At 28.9% G+C, this 18,876-nt stretch carries 17 protein-coding genes; 6 read left to right on the top strand and 11 right to left on the bottom strand.

What is annotated here, in order from left to right; translation table 4 throughout:
* Positions 1-48: 48 nt before the first annotated feature.
* Genes ACM0IS_RS02640 through ACM0IS_RS02625 form a run of 4 tightly spaced genes read right to left on the bottom strand, consistent with a single transcriptional unit; the run spans position 49 to position 6,122 of the window.
* Complete coding sequence (locus tag ACM0IS_RS02640) at positions 49-375, bottom strand: Smr/MutS family protein (protein WP_416755941.1); 327 nt, start codon at positions 373-375, stop codon at positions 49-51.
* On the bottom strand, positions 363-899 hold the full coding sequence (locus ACM0IS_RS02635; protein WP_416755940.1) for an isochorismatase family cysteine hydrolase: 537 nt from the start codon (positions 897-899) through the stop codon (positions 363-365). The genes ACM0IS_RS02640 and ACM0IS_RS02635 overlap by 13 nt, the downstream gene beginning before the upstream one ends.
* Positions 892-1,749 (bottom strand): bifunctional DNA-formamidopyrimidine glycosylase/DNA-(apurinic or apyrimidinic site) lyase, encoded by an 858-nt coding sequence (gene mutM / locus ACM0IS_RS02630; protein WP_416755939.1) that lies wholly within the window; start codon positions 1,747-1,749, stop codon positions 892-894. The genes ACM0IS_RS02635 and mutM overlap by 8 nt, the downstream gene beginning before the upstream one ends.
* Complete coding sequence (locus ACM0IS_RS02625; protein WP_416755938.1) at positions 1,749-6,122, bottom strand: AAA domain-containing protein; 4,374 nt, start codon at positions 6,120-6,122, stop codon at positions 1,749-1,751. The genes mutM and ACM0IS_RS02625 overlap by 1 nt, the downstream gene beginning before the upstream one ends.
* Before the next feature lie 189 nt (positions 6,123-6,311).
* On the opposite strand from ACM0IS_RS02625, the gene ACM0IS_RS02620 reads away from it, so the two are divergent.
* Complete coding sequence (locus tag ACM0IS_RS02620) at positions 6,312-9,791, top strand: MIP family Ig-specific serine endopeptidase (protein WP_416755937.1); 3,480 nt, start codon at positions 6,312-6,314, stop codon at positions 9,789-9,791.
* A gap of 193 nt (positions 9,792-9,984) precedes the next feature.
* On the opposite strand, the gene ACM0IS_RS02615 is transcribed toward ACM0IS_RS02620, so the two are convergent.
* The 7 genes from ACM0IS_RS02615 to ACM0IS_RS02585 all read right to left on the bottom strand — a co-directional run bounded on the left by ACM0IS_RS02615 (position 9,985) and on the right by ACM0IS_RS02585 (position 14,114).
* Entirely contained in the window at positions 9,985-10,563 is a 579-nt protein-coding gene (locus tag ACM0IS_RS02615; RefSeq protein WP_416755936.1) for an IS256 family transposase, read from the bottom strand.
* Positions 10,503-10,712, bottom strand: coding sequence for a transposase (locus ACM0IS_RS02610; RefSeq protein WP_416755935.1), 210 nt, complete (start codon positions 10,710-10,712; stop codon positions 10,503-10,505). Before ACM0IS_RS02610 ends, ACM0IS_RS02615 begins: the two co-directional genes overlap by 61 nt.
* Positions 10,713-10,734: 22 nt before the next feature.
* On the bottom strand, positions 10,735-11,157 hold the full coding sequence (locus ACM0IS_RS02605) for a transposase (protein WP_416755872.1): 423 nt from the start codon (positions 11,155-11,157) through the stop codon (positions 10,735-10,737).
* 129 nt (positions 11,158-11,286) lie between these two features.
* Positions 11,287-12,339 (bottom strand): hypothetical protein, encoded by a 1,053-nt coding sequence (locus tag ACM0IS_RS02600; protein WP_416755934.1) that lies wholly within the window; start codon positions 12,337-12,339, stop codon positions 11,287-11,289.
* Positions 12,340-12,363: 24 nt separating this feature from the next.
* Complete coding sequence (locus ACM0IS_RS02595) at positions 12,364-12,585, bottom strand: hypothetical protein (protein ID WP_416755933.1); 222 nt, start codon at positions 12,583-12,585, stop codon at positions 12,364-12,366.
* Positions 12,586-12,796: 211 nt separating this feature from the next.
* Entirely contained in the window at positions 12,797-13,402 is a 606-nt protein-coding gene (locus ACM0IS_RS02590) for an IS30 family transposase (protein ID WP_416755932.1), read from the bottom strand.
* Positions 13,299-14,114 carry a hypothetical protein gene (locus tag ACM0IS_RS02585; protein ID WP_416755931.1) on the bottom strand — a complete coding sequence of 272 codons (816 nt, stop codon included), beginning with the start codon at positions 14,112-14,114 and terminating at the stop codon, positions 13,299-13,301. The genes ACM0IS_RS02590 and ACM0IS_RS02585 overlap by 104 nt, the downstream gene beginning before the upstream one ends.
* 388 nt (positions 14,115-14,502) lie before the next feature.
* On the opposite strand from ACM0IS_RS02585, the gene ACM0IS_RS02580 reads away from it, so the two are divergent.
* The 5 genes from ACM0IS_RS02580 (at position 14,503) to ylqF (ending at position 18,846) form a co-directional block, all read left to right on the top strand.
* Positions 14,503-16,374, top strand: a complete 1,872-nt coding sequence (locus ACM0IS_RS02580) for a ribonuclease J (RefSeq protein WP_416755930.1) — start codon at positions 14,503-14,505, stop codon at positions 16,372-16,374.
* A gap of 104 nt (positions 16,375-16,478) precedes the next feature.
* The gene (locus ACM0IS_RS02575) at positions 16,479-17,021 is read left to right on the top strand and encodes a tRNA (cytidine(34)-2'-O)-methyltransferase (protein ID WP_416755929.1); all 543 of its coding nucleotides are present in this window, start codon (positions 16,479-16,481) and stop codon (positions 17,019-17,021) included.
* Positions 16,999-17,730, top strand: coding sequence for a TrmH family RNA methyltransferase (locus ACM0IS_RS02570; protein ID WP_416755927.1), 732 nt, complete (start codon positions 16,999-17,001; stop codon positions 17,728-17,730). The genes ACM0IS_RS02575 and ACM0IS_RS02570 overlap by 23 nt, the downstream gene beginning before the upstream one ends.
* Before the next feature lie 2 nt (positions 17,731-17,732).
* Entirely contained in the window at positions 17,733-17,996 is a 264-nt protein-coding gene (locus ACM0IS_RS02565) for a DivIVA domain-containing protein (RefSeq protein ID WP_416755926.1), read from the top strand.
* Positions 17,989-18,846 (top strand): ribosome biogenesis GTPase YlqF, encoded by an 858-nt coding sequence (gene ylqF, locus ACM0IS_RS02560; protein ID WP_416755924.1) that lies wholly within the window; start codon positions 17,989-17,991, stop codon positions 18,844-18,846. The genes ACM0IS_RS02565 and ylqF overlap by 8 nt, the downstream gene beginning before the upstream one ends.
* The last annotated feature ends 30 nt before the right edge of the window (positions 18,847-18,876 follow it).

Genomic DNA, 18,876 nt, shown 5'->3' with positions numbered 1-18,876 from the left:
TTGTGACCACATTTGTATAAAAAAACACCACGAGGGTGTTAATTAAAATTAGAATTTGTAACCTGTAAAAATATCTTCTAAATCATCTTCATCAAGTAATTCATCTTCAAACTCTTCTTTATCATAAAAGTTTGAATTTGATTTAGAAAAACAATCTCTTGAATCTAAATAGTAAGCTGCTCCATCGTTTTTAAGGCTGTATTTAATCTTGTTTTTAACTAAAAAAGTTTCTAAAGCAGCTTTTAGTGTACCTGTACCATTTCCAGTAATAAATAGTACTGAATCAATTTGGTTTCTTTTTAGGTCATATAAATGTTTAACAACTTCAATCATAGCTTGTTCTGAAGTTAAACCATGTAAATCTACTGTTCTCATGTTTTTATAATTACTCCTGCGTTTTTTAAAGCTTTTAAGCCTATTTTAGTATACTGTTTAGCATTATGCTCTTTGCTATCATAAGTAGCAAGTGCATCTTGATATACAATAACATTTTTATCTGAATGAATCTTATTTAAATATGTTTTTAAAGTTATTCCTAATTGCAAAATACAAATATCTGTACAACATCCTACTAGATAAAATTCATCATAAAGATCCCAAATTTTTGCTGGTATATCTCAGAAGGCGTTCGTAGTATTCTTATAAACAATTTCTTGTACATAAGGTACTAGTGGCGCCACTATTTCAGATTCAACATCGTTGGCTAGACAATGAATTGGGTAAAGTTTCATTTCTAAATCTTCAACTGAATGGTGATCACAAACAAATAAATTGTAATCAAATTCTTGAACAATATTAGCAATTGTTGGGATTATTTTAGCAATGTTTGAGCTTGCTAAAGCTCCTTTATAAGCAAAACCATTTAACATATCAACTACTATGAGCAGTTTTTTATCCATTAATTTCCTTTTGACAATTTGGGCAAAAGCTTGTGCCACGTCCATTTTGCTTATAATCTAATTTTACTTTTTTTATTAAAGAATGTTTACATGTGGAACAAAGTTGTCCTTCTTTTCCATAAACTTGCAATTTTTCCTGATAGCTCCCTCTTTTAGAGTTAACGGATACATAAGTATGTACTGAAGAACCGCCAAGGGCTACTGAATCGTTCATAATATCACCAGCAGCTTGTAATAATTCAGCTAATCTTGCTTTTGAAACTTTATTACATTTGAGCATTGGATACATTTTGACACGATATAAAGCTTCATCTGCATAAATGTTTCCAACTCCTAAAACTAAGGATTGGTCAAGCAGTACTGCTTTAATACTGATATTTTTATGCTGTAATTTAGCTCATAAAGCATCAATATCCACTTGGTGAGGTAACTTGGCTAAATTTTTAATTTCATAAATGCTACGAGTATCGGTGGAAGGAATAATTTCAAATGAACCAAACATACGAGCATCATTATAAATCATCACTGTATTGTTATCTAAATAGAAATAAATATAGTTATGAGCTTCTTGCATCATTGGGCTTGTACTGTTTACATCTAGCACAAAGTACTTTCCAGACATTCTAAGATGTGAAATCATACGAGAATTATCATCAAAAGTAAAGAGAATAAACTTTCCGTAATTACATATTTGTTTTATGGTTTTGTTTTTTAAGAAGTCAATAAATTGAACTTCTGAAGCATTCTTAATTAGTTTATCCTTTAAGACCTTAATGGATATTATTTTGCGTCCGCTAGTTAAGGAATTTAAAGTATTTGTTACAACTGTGACTTCAGGATATTCGGGCATTATTTACCTCCTTTTTCATTAGTGTTCTTTAATATATTTATAACTTGTTGCAAGGTAACTGAACTTTGACGTTTGTAACCAAGTAACTCAAGCGCAATTTTAGCCAACTCATCATAGTTCACTTCATTATTAAATTCTTTTGCTTTAGTTAAGAAGTGTTCTCATTCTTTAGGGTGTAAGAATCCGATTTCTCTTTTATCATCATCGTATGCAGTTTTAAAGTTGATTTCTTGATTATTTAGCCCTGTTTTGTAGGCGAATCCTTGAATAATCTTGAATCTATAGTTGTCTAATACAAGATTGATATTTTTAGGGTTAGTATATACTTTTTGGATTAAAACTTTTAATTCTTTAAGGGAAATTACATTAATATGTTCTTGCAAGTATATTGCCTTATCGCGGATTAAAGTATTTCTTCTAACCTCTTTTAGGCTAATTAAAGGTTCAAAGCAACTTCTAAAATCTACTTTTGCAACTTGCTCAATGATGTTTTCTGATTCTAAAACTTCATTTAAACGAGGTTTAACTTGTTCAAAGGAAGAAATGTGCTTTTGAATAAAGTTAGTTAATTGTTCCATTTCCAAGTCTTTATTTTTGAATCAATCAGTTGATCACATACGATAAATAATTCATCCACGACTTTGTAAAACATTACTACGTAAATAGTCACGATCTTTAGCAACACGTGAGGAAGCAAATGTTGTTCCGTCACATTCAAGTCCAAGTACATATTTGTTTTTCTCTTTGCTATAAATAGCTAAATCAATTTTGAAATCACTAGCCCCAACATTAGTGTGTACAGTGTAACCTAAATTAGTCAATTCTTGAGCTAATTGAGCCTTAAATGCCTGTGTAATAGCGCTATTTGAAGCAACAGTTTGTACTCCAACTTCAGCATTTTTAAGTATGTCTTTTAAGAAGGCGACTCCACGAGCTGGACTTTTGTTTGTATCAATATCACTGTATTTTAATGATGAAATAATAAACATGGCTTCTTTAGCGCGTGATACTGCTACATTTAAACGTTTATATCCAGCGTCTTGGTTAATTGCACCAAAATTATGTGAAATTTTACCTTCAGCATTTGGGCCAAATCCAATAACAAGTAAGATAATATCTCTTTCATCTCCTTGCACATTTTCAATGTTTTTAATAAAGAATTTTGTTTTTGATTTAGGGTTTAAGAAAGACTTATATTTTTCATTACTATTTAGAAATCTATTAAGATGCTTGTCTAAATAGTTAGCCATAGTGATATTAAGAGTAATAACACCAATAGTTTTCTTATCCCCAAACTTATCAATGATTTGAGTTAATTTTTTAATTGTTGCATCAGCATCCTGTGCATTTTCACGATCTTCATAAATACCATTAGTATAAATGAAATTAAGTCCAGTAAAACGATCTCCATTTGAAACACTCGGGAAAGAAACAAGTGTATTATCATAAACATTGGTATTGGATGAATAAATCAATGATTCATATTTTGAGCGATAGTGTCATCTTAAAGCAATTGATTTAAGGAATGAGGCACCAGCTGAAAGTATTGATTCATAGGCGTCTAAGTCATAGATGTTTTCATCATCAACTTCATCTAGGTCGGATTTTTCTTCAAAGAAACTGGTAGGTGGCAATTGCTCAACATCACCACAAATAATGTATTGATTTGCTCTAAAAATAGAAGATAAAGCATTTTCTGTCTTAATTTGACTAGCTTCATCAATAATTAAAACATCAAAAGTAGCATTCGAATCTTTTAGGTATGTTGAAACTGATAGAGGAGACATCATTAAACAACGTTTCATTTGTAAGATAGCATCACTAGCTTCTGACATTACATTTTTAACTGATTTTAGTTTACGTGACTTAGAAGCTTCTGCTTTTAATATTAGGTAACTACGTTCAGTTCCAAGGAAATTAGGAACTTGCTTACTGCAAGCTTCTAAAGCATTGGCATAGGCATTTTTGTTTAAGGTTGCAATATCGTTTTGATATCTTTCATGTAAATCTTTTAATTTAACAAAATCACTTGCTAAATTGTTTCTTACTAAAATATTTTTAATATTTCAATTTGCATATGATCATTTAAATGTATTTACGAATAAGCTGTTATAGTGACCTGAATGTAAGAAACTTAAATAGTTTTCAAGTCCAAATTCAACTAATTTAATTTCTAAATTATTCTTAGAAACTATTACATAACCATTATTTTGTTCAATTAACAAGGTATCAATAAAATTCATAATTGCATAATAGTTTTCAGCATCCAATTCAACTAAGAAGTTTTTAAATAGTTCAGTGTAATTAGAGTTAATTTCACTAATCATTTCTTGTAATTGAGCAAATGAAAAGCGAGCAACAGGTGCAACTTCTTTAGTGTAGTTAACTGCAAAGCTAAACTCTGAATCAGTAAAGCTGTTTGCTAAAGTTTCAAAGTTTTTAATTAATATATCAACTAACACTATATCTTGAATATCAAATTGGAATGTTAATGATGGTAAAATAGTTTGAATCTTATCAAAGATCTTTTGAGCCTTTAAGCTAGCTTTATAAAGTTTTTTAGCATTTCTATAAGAATTAAGATGAATTCCAAGGCCAAAATCTTGCAAGCTTAAGACCTTCTTATTAGCTTTATATTGCTTTGAGAAAGCTCTAAAGAAACCATTTTTGTTTTCTTTTAACCATTTTTCTAAATAGTGAATATTATCTTGATTCATTTTCAAAGTAACTTGATCAAAACTAAGCAATCTTGTAATTTGCTTATATAATTTTGAAATTTCTTTTAGAGTTCTTAATTCAGAATTAAAGGTAAAGTTATTTTTCTTATTTCAAGTAGTTTTAGTCAAGATAAACGTAATATTTTTAACCTTTTCAATCTCACTAAATAACTCATTATTTTTAATAAAAATATAGTCACTATTACCAAGTAAGTAATTAAGTTGAGTTAAGTTATTTTTAAGATTATTTAAACAGTTATCAATCTTATTAAAGTCCACTTCACTAGTATGAATAATTGAAAATCATTTTGAATAGTTGATTTTATTAAACGAATTTAACATGCCTTGATAATTTTTTAGTAAGTCATAAATATCTCTAAGTTCTTCTTCTGAATAGCTACGCATAAAACTAAAGGATTCAGAAATAGGCAAGTAGTCCTTAATTTCTAGATAATTATTAAATAATGTAAATAATGGAACATTATTCTTATCGCTATCTACCAGGATGTTTTCATAGTCATTAATTAATCTGACATATTGAGAAATATTACGATTCATTTCATCTCGAAATGAATTATTTAATTTAGGATAGCTTTTTGTTTCTTCATAGTCAGCAAGTAATTTTTTAGCAAATTCTTTATTATTATCATCACTATGAAGGCGCAGAATAAATTTTTCAAAACCTTTAGCAGCTAGTGTGTTATAAACAACATCAACAGCAGCTGTTTTTTCAGCAACAAACAGTATTCTTTTACCACGAGACATTAATTCTGTAATAATATTACTAATGGTTTGAGATTTTCCGGTTCCAGGAGGGCCTTGAAGTACAAAACTGTGGCCTTGAATTGCGGCTTGAATAGCTTTTTCTTGTGATCCATCAGATTCGAGACAGTGGTAGTAATTTAAGTAGTCAATTTTTTCATCAATATCTTTATCAGAGATAAGTTCGAAGTTAAAATTTTGCATTTGGCCATTTAATTGTTGATAAAATGGTGAAGCATCCAAACGGGCCCTGTTTTGAATTAAGTCATTATAAATGCTAATTTTAGAATAAGTAAAAATACCAAAATAAGCAAGCTTTTGAACTTTGAATTGTTTTTGGCTAAAATTAATTTGACTTAGGAGTTGGTTTTCTAATTTGGTTAAATTATCTAGTACTTCATTAAAAGTGCTCTTTGCTTCTAAATATTGTTCTAGGATTTTAAGTAAGTCAAAATTATATTCAGTTTTAAATTTAAAAGCAAGCGTATAGTTTGGCTCAATATTAGCATAAGAAGTTTCGATAAAATAATCATCTTTTTCACTATTTAATTCCGCACTAACGCAAAATAATGGTGAATTAAGCAAGTTATCATCGCGATCTTGTCATTTTAAAATCCCTAAAGTTAGATTTAAAATATTTATCCCAGTTTCTTCAATTGAAAGACGATTAAATTTGATAAATTTATCAGCCATTTTGCTAAGTTCAACTTCAGAAACGTTAGTAAGCATAATACTTTGTTTTGCGCTGGCACTGTCAGGATTGTTGGTTAATAAAAATGTACCTTCAGCAGTTTCTTTAATTGCGTCTATAGCCAAATATTTTTCAGGTTTAATTTTAACTAGATTGTTGCGCAATGACGTATCAAGTAGTTTGTTTAATATATTTTCGAACATAATTCTCCTATTTAATAGACCTTAAATTAATTTAATTACTATGTAATTAAAGTTTATCAAACTTTGATTTTTTTTACTGAAATTTTAGTCAAAAAAGCGTGCTATTTCCATATTTTCCACATTGGTAAAATAAATAATAAGTTATTAATAGAATTAAAGAAATAAGCAAAAATAGAATAAAATTTAAATATGAAAAAGCTACGTAATTTACTTTTAATATCTAGTGCCTCAGTAGTAACTTTACTGCCTGTTATTTCCTCTTCTTGTGATGATATAAATCAAGGGCCAGATCAAGAATTAATTGAAAAAATTAAAAAACTTGAACAAGATAATCAAGCTGTTCAAGCTGCTTTAAATGCAAAAATTTCTGAGCTAGAGACTAATAAAAAAGCTTATGACTTAGAACTTGCACAAAAAGATAATCAAATTAAACAACATCAAAACAATATTGCTCAATTAAATGATGAATTGACTACTTTAAAACATCAAAATGAGACAAAAAGTACAGAACTTAATAATCAAATCAATCTTTTACTAGATAAAATTGATGGTATTAATGATATTAAAGCAAGTTATGAAAATCAAATTATAGAAGCAAAAGAACAATTAGAAGAACTAAAAGCACAATTACATTCAAATCAAGATGAAATAGATAAACTAAGCAAAAGCATCGAGGTTAAACAAGCCTATATCACTGAGTTAGAAGGCAATATTTCAGGGCTAAAGTACCAAATTGCACAATTACAAGCGCAAATTGAATTAAATAAGCAAACTTTTGCTAAAAAAGAAGCTGAAATTGCTAAAAATGAGCAATCTATTTTAAATTTAAATAATGAAAAATTAATTCTAAATCAACAAATTGGCGAGTTAAAAAATGAAAAGATAAAATTGCTCAAAGAACATGAAAATGAAATTAATGAAAAAAACAAGAAGATTTCTGCTCTTGATTCCTTGCTATTAGGCATAAATAAACAATCAGTTAACTATGTAAATGCTAAAAATCTTCTAGCTATTTATCAAACTAATGCACCTTTACAAGCTGAGTGTGCATCAGAGTTTATTGCCTTAAAAAAAGCCATAGATGCTATTAATAATGAATATAGTATAGATAAAACAAATACTCTAATTGCAAGCTATTCAAATGCCCTCACTTCAGCAATTGGAATATATAGTGACGCAATTGCTAAGCTTAATATAATTAATAGTGAATTAGAAAGTCCAACTATTGCTTTACCTACTGATAAATTTGATAATTTAATTGAATACTTAAAGGAATTAATTTATTTAATTAATCGCAATAAAGTCCAAATAATTGAACAATATAACAGAAAGCTTGAAAGCTATGCTAAAGCCTTTAATATGATTTCAAACTATCGAGTTACCTATAGTCCAATTGTTAATAATGATCAATTAAACTTACCTAATTTAATTAGTCAAGCTAGTGATGAGTTAAAATTCAATATTTGGTCATATATTGCTTTAAATATTTCACTATGCGATCAAATGAATGCAGTTTCACTAGATCCAATAATAAAAAGAAATTATCAAAATTTTAGAAATGAACTAACCAAACGTAGCTATATTAATTTAAGTTTCGATTACTTGCTTAGTTCATTTCAAGCGTTGCTCAAGGTTAAAAAGGATTTAACTGATGCAAGTGCTAATGCTAGAAATGAAGCTGAGCAAAATAAAGCTAGTGTACTAAAAGCTATCAAAGATTTTGAAACACAAAATAATGATTTAATAAATTATATTAATGAACTTGCTTCTTATAAAGAACTTGAAAAATTAAGAGAAGAAATTGGAAATGAAAAACTTAATTACGATAGTATTATAGTTCTTTGTGCTAGAGCTAGAAGTAAACTGAAACAAGTTGAAAATGATCTAGCTAGTGTTAAAAAATATTACAATAGTTTAAAACAAGAAACTGAACAATCAATTTCAAAATTTAAACAATTGCAAGCTGAAATTGACAAGTGAGTTAATGCAAGTGACTACTATAAGCAAAATGCTGAAATTCGAGCCATGTTAGCTCAAATTACCACTGGCCTAGTGTCATTAGAAACAATTGATTGAAAAGGACAAGAACTTGATAATATCAATAGTAAGATTGAAGCAAGTAATAAGGCTAAAGATAATATCAAACAGCTATGAGATAAATTTGAAGCTAATATGAATGCACCTAGAAACGCGGATGAAATTAGTGAGTTTTACAAAAATAATGCTGCAACAGTTAAAAAACTAATAATCGAAAATAAAGCTACAAAAAACCCAAGCTTTAGTTATTACAATATTTATGATTCTATCTTTAAGCGTACCTTTAAAATAGTATTTAATAATGTAGATGATGCTAAAAAGAATGAATCAACCTTAACGTTTGGAACTGCTTGATTATTGGATTATGTTGCTTTAGGAAATAATAAATATCGTTTATATTTAGGAACCAATTTACATGTAGCTAATGCGAATATTGATAAAAATGACCATTCAGATAATAGACAAGAAAGCAAAATTAGCAAAGGGGTTCATACAGTCTCTTCATTTATTGGATTTGATCCTGATTGAGCTGATGGTAAAAATCAATATTACATGTACCAATTTATGAATAATTGAGACTCACATGCTTTATATATTCCTAAAAACTTTTATGTAGCAATTAATTTTATTTCACCAAATAAGGTCAAAGGCAATATAGCAGCTGATTTTGCTGTACTTGAATGATATGTTGACTTAAATGCATTTGCTAAGTGAAGACCTATGAACTTTTTAGAAACAGCACAATTCTATAATCCAGAAGCAAGAAATGAATATAAAAAATTAATTGAGACAGGTAGCTTACAAAGAGCTTATGTGCAACATATCTTAGATGCAATTGCTCAAGTTAATGCTTCAAAAGCAGCAATTGCTAATAAAGCAAAGGCAAACTTTAATTCTAGCTTGCCTTATATTTCGGTAGACTACATGTCTGTTGGCAATATCCTAAAAGAATATAACAAGATGTATCCGGATAATAAGATTATTAACTACTTATCTCAACCTGAAAGCTATAAATCAGCTATTTATTTAGATAGCTATATGAATACTAAATTTGGTAATAATAAATTTGACAAGCAACCTAATAATGTCTTTATTGCTGGGTATCCAGCTAAAAATGGTAATAAGACTGAAATTAATGGAACTTGAAGTAAGATTAATGAAAATGGGGATAGTATTTATAACTATAATGTAACTGATTCAATAGCTGACTATAGTGTTGAATTTAATCCAAAAAGCACCATAAATTACGATGGTACATCGTATCAAAGATATATGCTGCAATTTTATTCTTCTAGTGCTAATAACTTAAGTGGTGGTTCCTCTGGTTCGTTAGCAGTTAATCAAGATAACTTGCCTATAGGATTAAAATGAGGATCTGTTGTTAATGGTGAAACAAAATACTTTGACAATAATTCAAGACAAGTGCACTCATATCGTGATGTTGTAGCCTCATTTGTCAATACTTTTGATAAGCCATTTTATTGAAAAAATGATACTGCTGATATCTTGTATGCTTATAACTTAATTGACGGAACTAATAAAGATAACTATCCATATCAAGTTAGCTCATATCGTGAAGAATTAATTAAACGCTATGGTCCAGAATATAAAACAGTGCTATTTGATAAATAGTTTTAGCTTTTTCTCACTAAAAATAAGATACTATAAATAATTTTGTGTAAATTTGTAAAGATAAGTTTTATAATTCTTATGGTATACAAATTATACATAATTTATTAAATGTTTTTAAACCCACAATGTTTGTATTGAGAATTCTTAAAATTGTACTCTTCAAACATTGCAACAAGTATTTTCTCCGCAGCTTCTACTGTGGAGAATTGTTTTTACCCTTTAATTGTCTTTTTATTTGTGAATTTAATGCTTCTATTAAGTTAGTCGTATATATTGATTTTCGTATTGCATAAGGAAAAGAATAGAACGCAAATAAATCATCCGCAATTTTAAGGAGTCCTCTTGTAATGTTTGGGTATTTCTTGTTTCACTTATTTAAAAATGAATTGAATTTTTGAATAGCTTGTTCTTCATCGGTTTGATTGTAAATTAATTTTAAGTCTTGGATAATTTCAAAATTATCTGATGGTTTCACTTTTGTAGATATATTACGAGATATATGCGTTCAACATCTTTGAAATTTAGTAGATGGAAAGTTTTTGAAGATTACATCTTTAATTCCGGCTAATCCATCAGTAACAAAAAGTTCGACGTTCTCAACACCACGATTCTTTATATCTTGAAGTATTTCATCTCAGTTGTTTGCGCTTTCATTAGGATTAATATCAAAAGCTAGTACCTCTTTATTTCCTTCAAGGCTTATACCGAGTGCTATATAAACAGCTTCTTTGCTATATGTACCACGTTTAATGCTCAAAAATGTTGCATCCAAGTAGACAACTTTATATTCTTTTTAAGTTGTCTTTTCTTAAATTCTTCAACATTTACCAAAAATTTATCAGTTATATTTGTTATAGATTGTTTAGATAACTGCTTTCCAAATAAATCAGTCGTGACATCGATAATATCTGAATAATCCATTCCCTTTTAAATAAAATTTTGACTAATTTTGTCACTTCTTCTTGTGTTCTTTGATATTTTTAATTAGTTTATTATTGAAATCCCCATTTCTATCTCTAGGAATATTTAGTTCAATTTCTCCGATTTCTAATAATAATTTTCTTGTGTAGTACCCATTTCTATAATTATCAGTATCTGCTCTTTTGTATTTCTCGTATTTAAGAAATTCAGTTAATCCATCTTTTAATAGTTCGTTTAATATATGTTGAATATCGTTTTTGTATTGTTCAAGCATTAGTTTCATAAAGTCATCAATACTATTTATACTTTTAGAAAAGTTTTTAATAAAATCTTGGTTTAATAGTTTAAAATTATTCATAGATAAGTTCCTTTCTTGTTCAAAAAAATTATAAGGTAACTTATCTTTTCTTTTTACCCTTTTTTGGGTAATTTTAAATTTACACAAGATTTTGGATAGTATCAAAAATAAAATGCTGTTATAAAACAAAAGTACCTTGTTGTTTGGGCAAACAATGAGGCGCTCTTTTTTTATACTGGATAATGAAAACGCCCTTGCGCTAGGCATGGACGTTTTTTATCTTAATTGGATTGAAATTGAATTATCGCTATTATCAAGCACTTTACCAAGTTTTTTAATATTATCTAAATCTTGTTCATTTAAAGGAACGTATTGTGCATTTGATTCGTGACCTAATTCTGAAATGGCACCTTTTATTGCAGCTACTGAATTATCGGCAATTTCTTTAATTTGTTCTTCATCAAAACCCATTGCTCGAGGATCGTTTTTTAATGAGCGGATAAACATTTTTGAAATAAATTCTGAATTTTTGTCAAAAATGTTATTAGCATATGTTGCAAAATCTAATTTTTTATTTAATGTTATTCTTGCCTTAATGTTGTAAGAGATTTTTAATAAGATAGGCTTATCTTGTGGTTTGCTAGAAAAATCTTTTATTTGATTACTAAAATCTTGAAAAATTTTAACAACATCTTCATTATCTTTCGTAGATATATTATTTAGATTAATGCTTATTGTGCCTAAATCTTTGATTTCGGCATTCTTGTATTCGCCTAAGTTTTGAATAAAATTAAAACCTGCAGCTTCACCAGCTTTAGCTAGATATTTTAATGGGGTTTCTGAGTTTTTGGTTCCAATTTTTAAGAAGTCAGCTGGCATATTTAGAACATCATTGTAAGCCTTATTTAAATTTGCAATATCAGCATCAGTTAATGAACTGTTTATTTGAAGCATTTGTGATAAATAAGGAATAATATATGAAATTGATTGCATTCCATTTGTCTCATAAATTCCTTCTACTTTATTTGATGATAGTGGAACTAAAAATCTAACAGAGGCATCAACATCAAAAGTTTTAGAATTTTGTTTTTCATCTTTCATAAATGTATCTAGATTCTTTGCTAAAGAAACCATATTTTCTTCACTTGGAGCTTGTGTACCACCTTGAGATTGTGTACCACCTTGAACTTGTGTGCCACCTTGAGCTTGTGTGCCACCTTGAGCTTGTCTATCGTCTTGAGCTTGTGTACCACATTGAGCTGCCACTAAAGGTGTAAGCATTGTAGATGATAAAGTAAGTGGGAATAATATTTTAGTTAGTTTTCTCATAGTTTTCCTTTATTTTATATATGTTTAAAAAGTTGAGTCCTTATAACTTGGACTTATTGTAATAGTTTTACTGCTCATTCCGCGTAAGCACCCTGGACAGCAGCAACGAATGGCATTTGGATCATGGGTAATCTTATTTTGTTTAACCGTTGCACTAGTTGTAAATGAAATAGCGCTATATATTAATGGTGTGGCAATTAAACCTGTAGCTAGAACGCTAAGTAAAACTTTATTTTTAACTTTCATTTATATCTCCTGATTTATATCCTTAAAATTATATAAAATTTAGCCTGTTAATAATTAAAAAAGTTTATAAATTAAAAATATGATTTTCCACTAAAGGTCTAATTTTGATTGTAAAACCAATGTTGTTTTAATTTTAAAGGTTTTTTATAAAAAAAGCAGTAGAAAAGGCACCTCACCCATAAAAATTTGATGAGGTTATTTTAAAAGTTTGCTATTTTTTAACAATATGTTGAATAAAATTCATATGCACTCATGCGCACAGTGTATAAACTACCCGGAATTTTATATTCTCTTTTGAGCTATTGATAATATGGCAAATGTTCATTATGTTTTGATCATTTATTCAGGAATAATATTTTCCTTTTGGAATAAACTTTCGTAATTCTTTGTGTCAACATTCAATTCCACCTTTTTGATACGAAGAATAAGGGTCACAAGTATAGATTTTTCCTATTCCTGGAATTGTGTGCAATAATGTGTTTTCAGAGCCATTATCTATTGTTAATGTCTTAATTGTAAGACCATAAAGTTTAATGATTTTTTGGACAGTTTTAACAACTGATTGAGCATCTCTTTTTGAAAGCATCGCATATCCTAATCTTGATTTTCTTTCATAAACAGTTACTAAAATAAGTTTGCTAGACTTATTAAACACAACTGTATCCATTTCGTAATGTCCAGCTTCTTCGCGGTTGTTTATGCTTTCATCTCTATTATGAATAGAAGTTGCGCCTTGAATTTTTGACTTTGTGTATTTTCGTTTTTCTTCTTTTGAGATTTGTCAAATGATGAATTGCTCATTCCTTTTTACCCACAAACATACTGAAGTCGATATCTAATTTAGTGTCTATTGCATTATAAAATGTCTTTAGTGTAGGGATAAACACATTTTGACCTTTATATTTCTTGGTATATTCATCTAATAAACGAGCTGCTGATACTTGCATGGTATATTTAATATTTTCACCAAGATCCATATCAGGATTTTCTTTTCTTAATTTTTTGTATTTCTTTCTTAAATTACTTCACTCAATCAAAAAGTCTTGTATTGGTTTTAATCTTTCACAACTTTTCATTACATTTGACTCATAAATATTCTGAGCTAATGCAATTTTTGTATAAGTTCATTCTTCTAGCGATAAATATGTAACAGTCATCATCTTTGATTTACATCTCTTACATTTTGCTGTTGTTGTATATTTGTATTCTTCAGCAGCGTTTTCGATGTTACTTTTGATTGTTTTAATATTTATATTCATCACTTTAGAGATTTCAATTAAGCTATTGTATCTCTGTAAGTTATCAAACAAACAAGATAAGTTACTTAATTGGAAATAATTAGTGTTTTGCTTTCTAGCTTTGTTAAGTTCATTGTCAAGTTTAGTCTTTAATGTTTTATCCTTGTAAGGTCTCAAAATAAAATGTTCGCATTTTGTAATTTGTTTTTTTGTGTTATCAAAATTGTCTATTCTTATTTCTGTTTCAACACAAATTATATTTTTCTTGTGCATTTTAGTTGCAGTTATCATATAATTAAATTGGTTCCTTTCTTTTGTTTTTTGTACACTAATTTTACAACAGGAACCAAAAAAGATGACAGCTCCACTTTACCTTTAGTGGAATGTCATCTTTTTAATTTTTAAATTAAAAAAGTTTGCATTTTAGCTTTGTAAAATGCGAGAAAAAAATAAATTTTACTTGTAGTTAGAAACAAAAAATACATTTTAGACCATTATGTAAGCTAAAATAGCTTTTTGAGATATTTAGCCTTATTTATTAATAAAAAACACTTTTACTATATAATTATTTTGATAAATACATTTAGGTATTTTATTCACCCATTTCAAAAGATAATAATTAATTTTAATGAAGCGTTTTTTCATTATCTTAATTTCACATAATTTTTAAGGAGCTATTATGAAACAAAAACAACCTACAGAAATTTTTGCTTTAGGTGGTGTTGAAGAAATTGGTAAATCAACACTAGTTGTTGATCACCACAATCACATTTTCATCATTGACTCAGGTATTAAGTTTGCTGATACATTTAATACTGGAGTTAAAGGGATCATTCCTGATTATTCATACTTAAATAGACCAGAAAAGAAAATTGAAGGTTTATTCATTACCCATGGTCATGAAGATCACATTGGTGGTGTTGTTTATTTAGTACAACAAACCAGAGTTAAAAAGATTTTTGCGCCTAGAATTGCAATTCAATACCTTAAGTTAAAATTTGAAGAAAATCGTATTAAAAAAGATATTGAATTTATTGAAATTGAAAAGAATGAAGTTTATAAATTCCCACTTGGATGTCGAGCAGACTTTTGAACAGCACAACACTCAATTCCAGATGCCTTTGGAGTTAGATTAACAACTCCAAATGGATCAATTATGTGTACAGGAGACTTTAGATTTGATTATACACCAATTGGAAACTATACTGACTTTGCTAGACTTGACGAAATCGGAAAGGATGGATTAACAGCCTTACTTTCTGATTCAACAAATGCAATGCGTCCAAACCACTCACCAAGTGAATCAGATATTTTAACTGACATTGAACGTCACATGCGCTCAGCTAAAAAGAAAACTATTATTACAGCATTTGCTTCAAACTTAACTCGTGTCAAAGTTATTATTGAACTTGCAGCTAAATTAAATAAAAAAGTTATTACCTTTGGACGTTCAATGATCCAAGGGGTAAAAATTGGTCGTAAATTAGGATATATTAATGTTGGAAATGATGTTATTATTGACAAAAAAGACTTAGCTAATGTTAAAGATTCTGACTTAGTTATCTTAACTACAGGTTCACAAGGTGAACAACTTGCAGCTTTATCAAGAATGAGCTATGGAAAACATGCGACAATTAAGATTACTAAAGGGGATTTAATTATTTTCTCTTCTAGTCCTATTCCTGGCAACAGAATGGTGGTTGAATTACTTGTTAATAGACTCTATAAATTAGGGGCTATTATTAAGGAAAATGGTGTTGATGGTTATTTACATACTTCAGGGCACGCTTACCAATGAGAACATGATAAGATCTTTACTTTAACTAAACCTAAGTACTTCTTACCATACCACGGGGATTACAGAATGTCACTTGTGCATGGTCAAACAGCAGTAGCTAATGGAGTTAAAAAAGAAAATGTTATGATTCCTCAAAAAGGTCAAATTTTTGAGATGTTAAATAATGTAATTACCCCAACAGATCGCTTTGTAGAATATGGTCCAATTTATATTGATGGAAATACTGTTTTAAGTGTTTCAGAACACATTTTATCTGATAGAGCCCAATTAAAGGATTCTGGATTTGTTAACATTATTTTCCTATTAGATAGAAATAAAAATGCAATTCTAGCTCGTCCTCAAATAGTAACTCGTGGAAGTTTCTTTGTTAAGACATCGAAAGAATTAATCGAAGAAGCTAAAAGAGTAGCTCACGGTGCTGTGTTATATCACATTAAGAATAATGAAAAATGAACTACTGAAGAACTTGAAGCAATCGTACGTGAACGTTTAGCTACTTTATTTTATAAAGAAAAACGTAGAGAACCAATTATTATTCCTACAATAATATACACAGACGAGCCTCAAGATCCTAAACTAAATAAAGCTAAAATTAAATTCTCAAATAATAAAGATGAAGGTGAATTCGAAACTGAAAATAATGGTAAAAAACTTCGTAAATCACTTGTTCAAGAACTTGAAAAAACTAAGAAATCAATCTTTGGTGAAGTCGAAAATGACGAACTTGATATTGATGAAGAAGACGAAATTTAATCACTTATCCACACAGCAAAACGTGTGGATATTTTTATTTTTACAACTTGCAGCAAGGGAAAAAACACATAAAGTAAATACAATAAACACTGTATAATATAAATATGTTAAATATAGTATTATATCAACCAGAAATATGCCCAAATACAGGGAATATTATTCGTACATGCTTCGCTTTAGGAGCTAAATTACACATCATTAAACCAATTGGATTTGACTTACACCCAAAATGATTAAGAAGATATGGAGCCGGAAGAATGCTTTCAGATATCCCACATGAAGTACACAAATCATATGCTGATTTTGCTGCTAAATATGGTGATAAAAAGATTTTTTACATTACTAGATATGGACTAAAATCATATACAGATGTAAATTACAAAGAACAATTTGAAAACACTGGTGAAATTTGATTAATGTTTGGTAGAGAATCTACTGGAATAGATAAGAAAGTTTTACAAGACCATTTAGACGATTGTTTAAGAATTCCGATGGTATCTGCAATGCGTTCAATCAATTTAGGTAACTGTGTAAGTATTCTTGGGTTTGAAGTTATGAGACAACTTGACTTCCGTGATTTATCACTATATGAAGTAGAAAAAGGAAAGTACTTCCTAAGAGATTATGTTGAAGAAGATCACAAGTAAAAGCAATCCAACTATCAAGGAACTAAAGAAACTACAAGATAAAAAATATCGTGCTAAAGAAGGCAAGTTTCTAATTGAAGGCTACCATTTAGTTCAAGAAGCTTTAGATGCTGGATTATTACTAGAAACATTTGAATCTAATCCTGAAAGTATTAAGTATCCTAATTCAACACTAGTCACAAGTGAAATTATCAAAGAATTAAGTGATACTACTACGCCACAAAGTATTATTGGAGTATGCAGTTTAATTCCAAATGGCAAAATTGGTTCTAAAGTGCTATTTTTAGATGAACTCCAAGATCCGGGAAATGTTGGAACCATTATTCGACTAGCAAAATCATTTGACATAGATACAGTGATTGTAAATAAGTTTGATTATTTGAATCCTAAAACTATTCGTTCTTCTCAAGGAGCCTTCTTTAAAACTAATTTAGTTGCAACTAAAGATGGTGTTAGCTTGCTTAGTGAACTAAAAAAACAAGACTATCATATCTATGCCACAGTGTTAAATACACAAGCTAAGAAACTTAATCAAGTGCAATTTAACCATGATAAATTTGTACTAGTAGTTGGAAATGAAGGCAATGGTGTTTCACCTCAAGTGCAAGAGCTAAGTGATGAATTCATTTATATCCCAATCTCATTTGAAAGTTTAAATGTGGCTTGTGCAACAGCTATAGTTCTAGATAAAATTAGAAATAAGGAATAAGTATGAATAATAAAGTAAATGACTTATGCGAAAAGATCAAGAATCAAACCTTTAGTTTAAATCTTGAAGGATATAACAGAAAAGAAGTTGATGATTTTATGCAACTTATTTTTGCTAATTTAATTGATGAACAAAGTCAAAAAGAAGCCTTAGCTTCCGAACTAGAAAAATATAAAGAACTATATCAAAAAGAATTATTAAAGAATCAAATGCTTGAACAAGAAAATAATCGATTATCAAAAGAGGTGGAAAAAATTTATGAATAATAACGAAAATGAAAACAAATACCAAAATTTAATCCAATGATACCCAGGGCACATGGCTAAGGCTATGAAGGATCTAAGAGAAAATGCTAACTTAGCTGACTTATTTATAGTTGTATTGGATGCTAGATGCCCAATTAGTTCGTATAATGAAGATTTTGATAAGATTGCTCCTCAAAAGCCTAGATTATTTATAATTACTAAATCAGACTTAATGGATAAAAGTAAGAAAGATAAAATTCAAGCTAGATTTAAAGGTGAAAACTTATTATGACTTGATTTAAGAAAACAATCTTCTAAAAAAGTTATCTTAAATAAAATTCAAAGTATCATGAAAGAAAAAATAGCACGTAATCGTGCTAAAGGCATGTTAATTACTCGGATTAAATCCTTTGTAGTTGGCGTGCCTAACTGTGGTAAAAGTACTTTAATTAACCTAGTTTCTGATAAGAAAACTTTAAAAGTTGCTAACTATCCAGGGGTTACTAGAGAAAAGAAATGAGTAGTTAATGGAGAATTTTTATTCTTAGATACTCCTGGAATCTTACTTCCTAAATTTGATGATCAAGAAAATGCAATTAAATTACTAGTAACAGGAGCAATAAAACTTGAAAACTTCCCTCAAGAGTTTTGTGCCACAAAAATTTATGCTTTAATTTCTGGGTACTATCCAGAAAAGATTCAAGCTTTAGGCCTTGTGCCTAGTCAAAATGATGTTGAAATCTATGCTCAATTCCACCAATATGCTACACTAAATAATATCTTTAAAGATGGTGGCAAAGTTGATTTAGCACGTGCTTATACATTATTTATCAACTGAGCTAGAAACTTAAATGATGTAACTTATGATTAATAGCAGCCTAGTGGCTGTTTTTTATAAAAA

This window comes from Mycoplasma aquilae ATCC BAA-1896, from assembly GCF_048074525.1.
Classification (GTDB): Bacteria; Bacillota_I; Bacilli_A; order Mycoplasmatales; family Metamycoplasmataceae; genus Mycoplasmopsis; species Mycoplasmopsis aquilae.
Note: the sequence above shows the minus strand (reverse complement) of the source record. Positions and strands in the feature narration are given on the sequence as shown.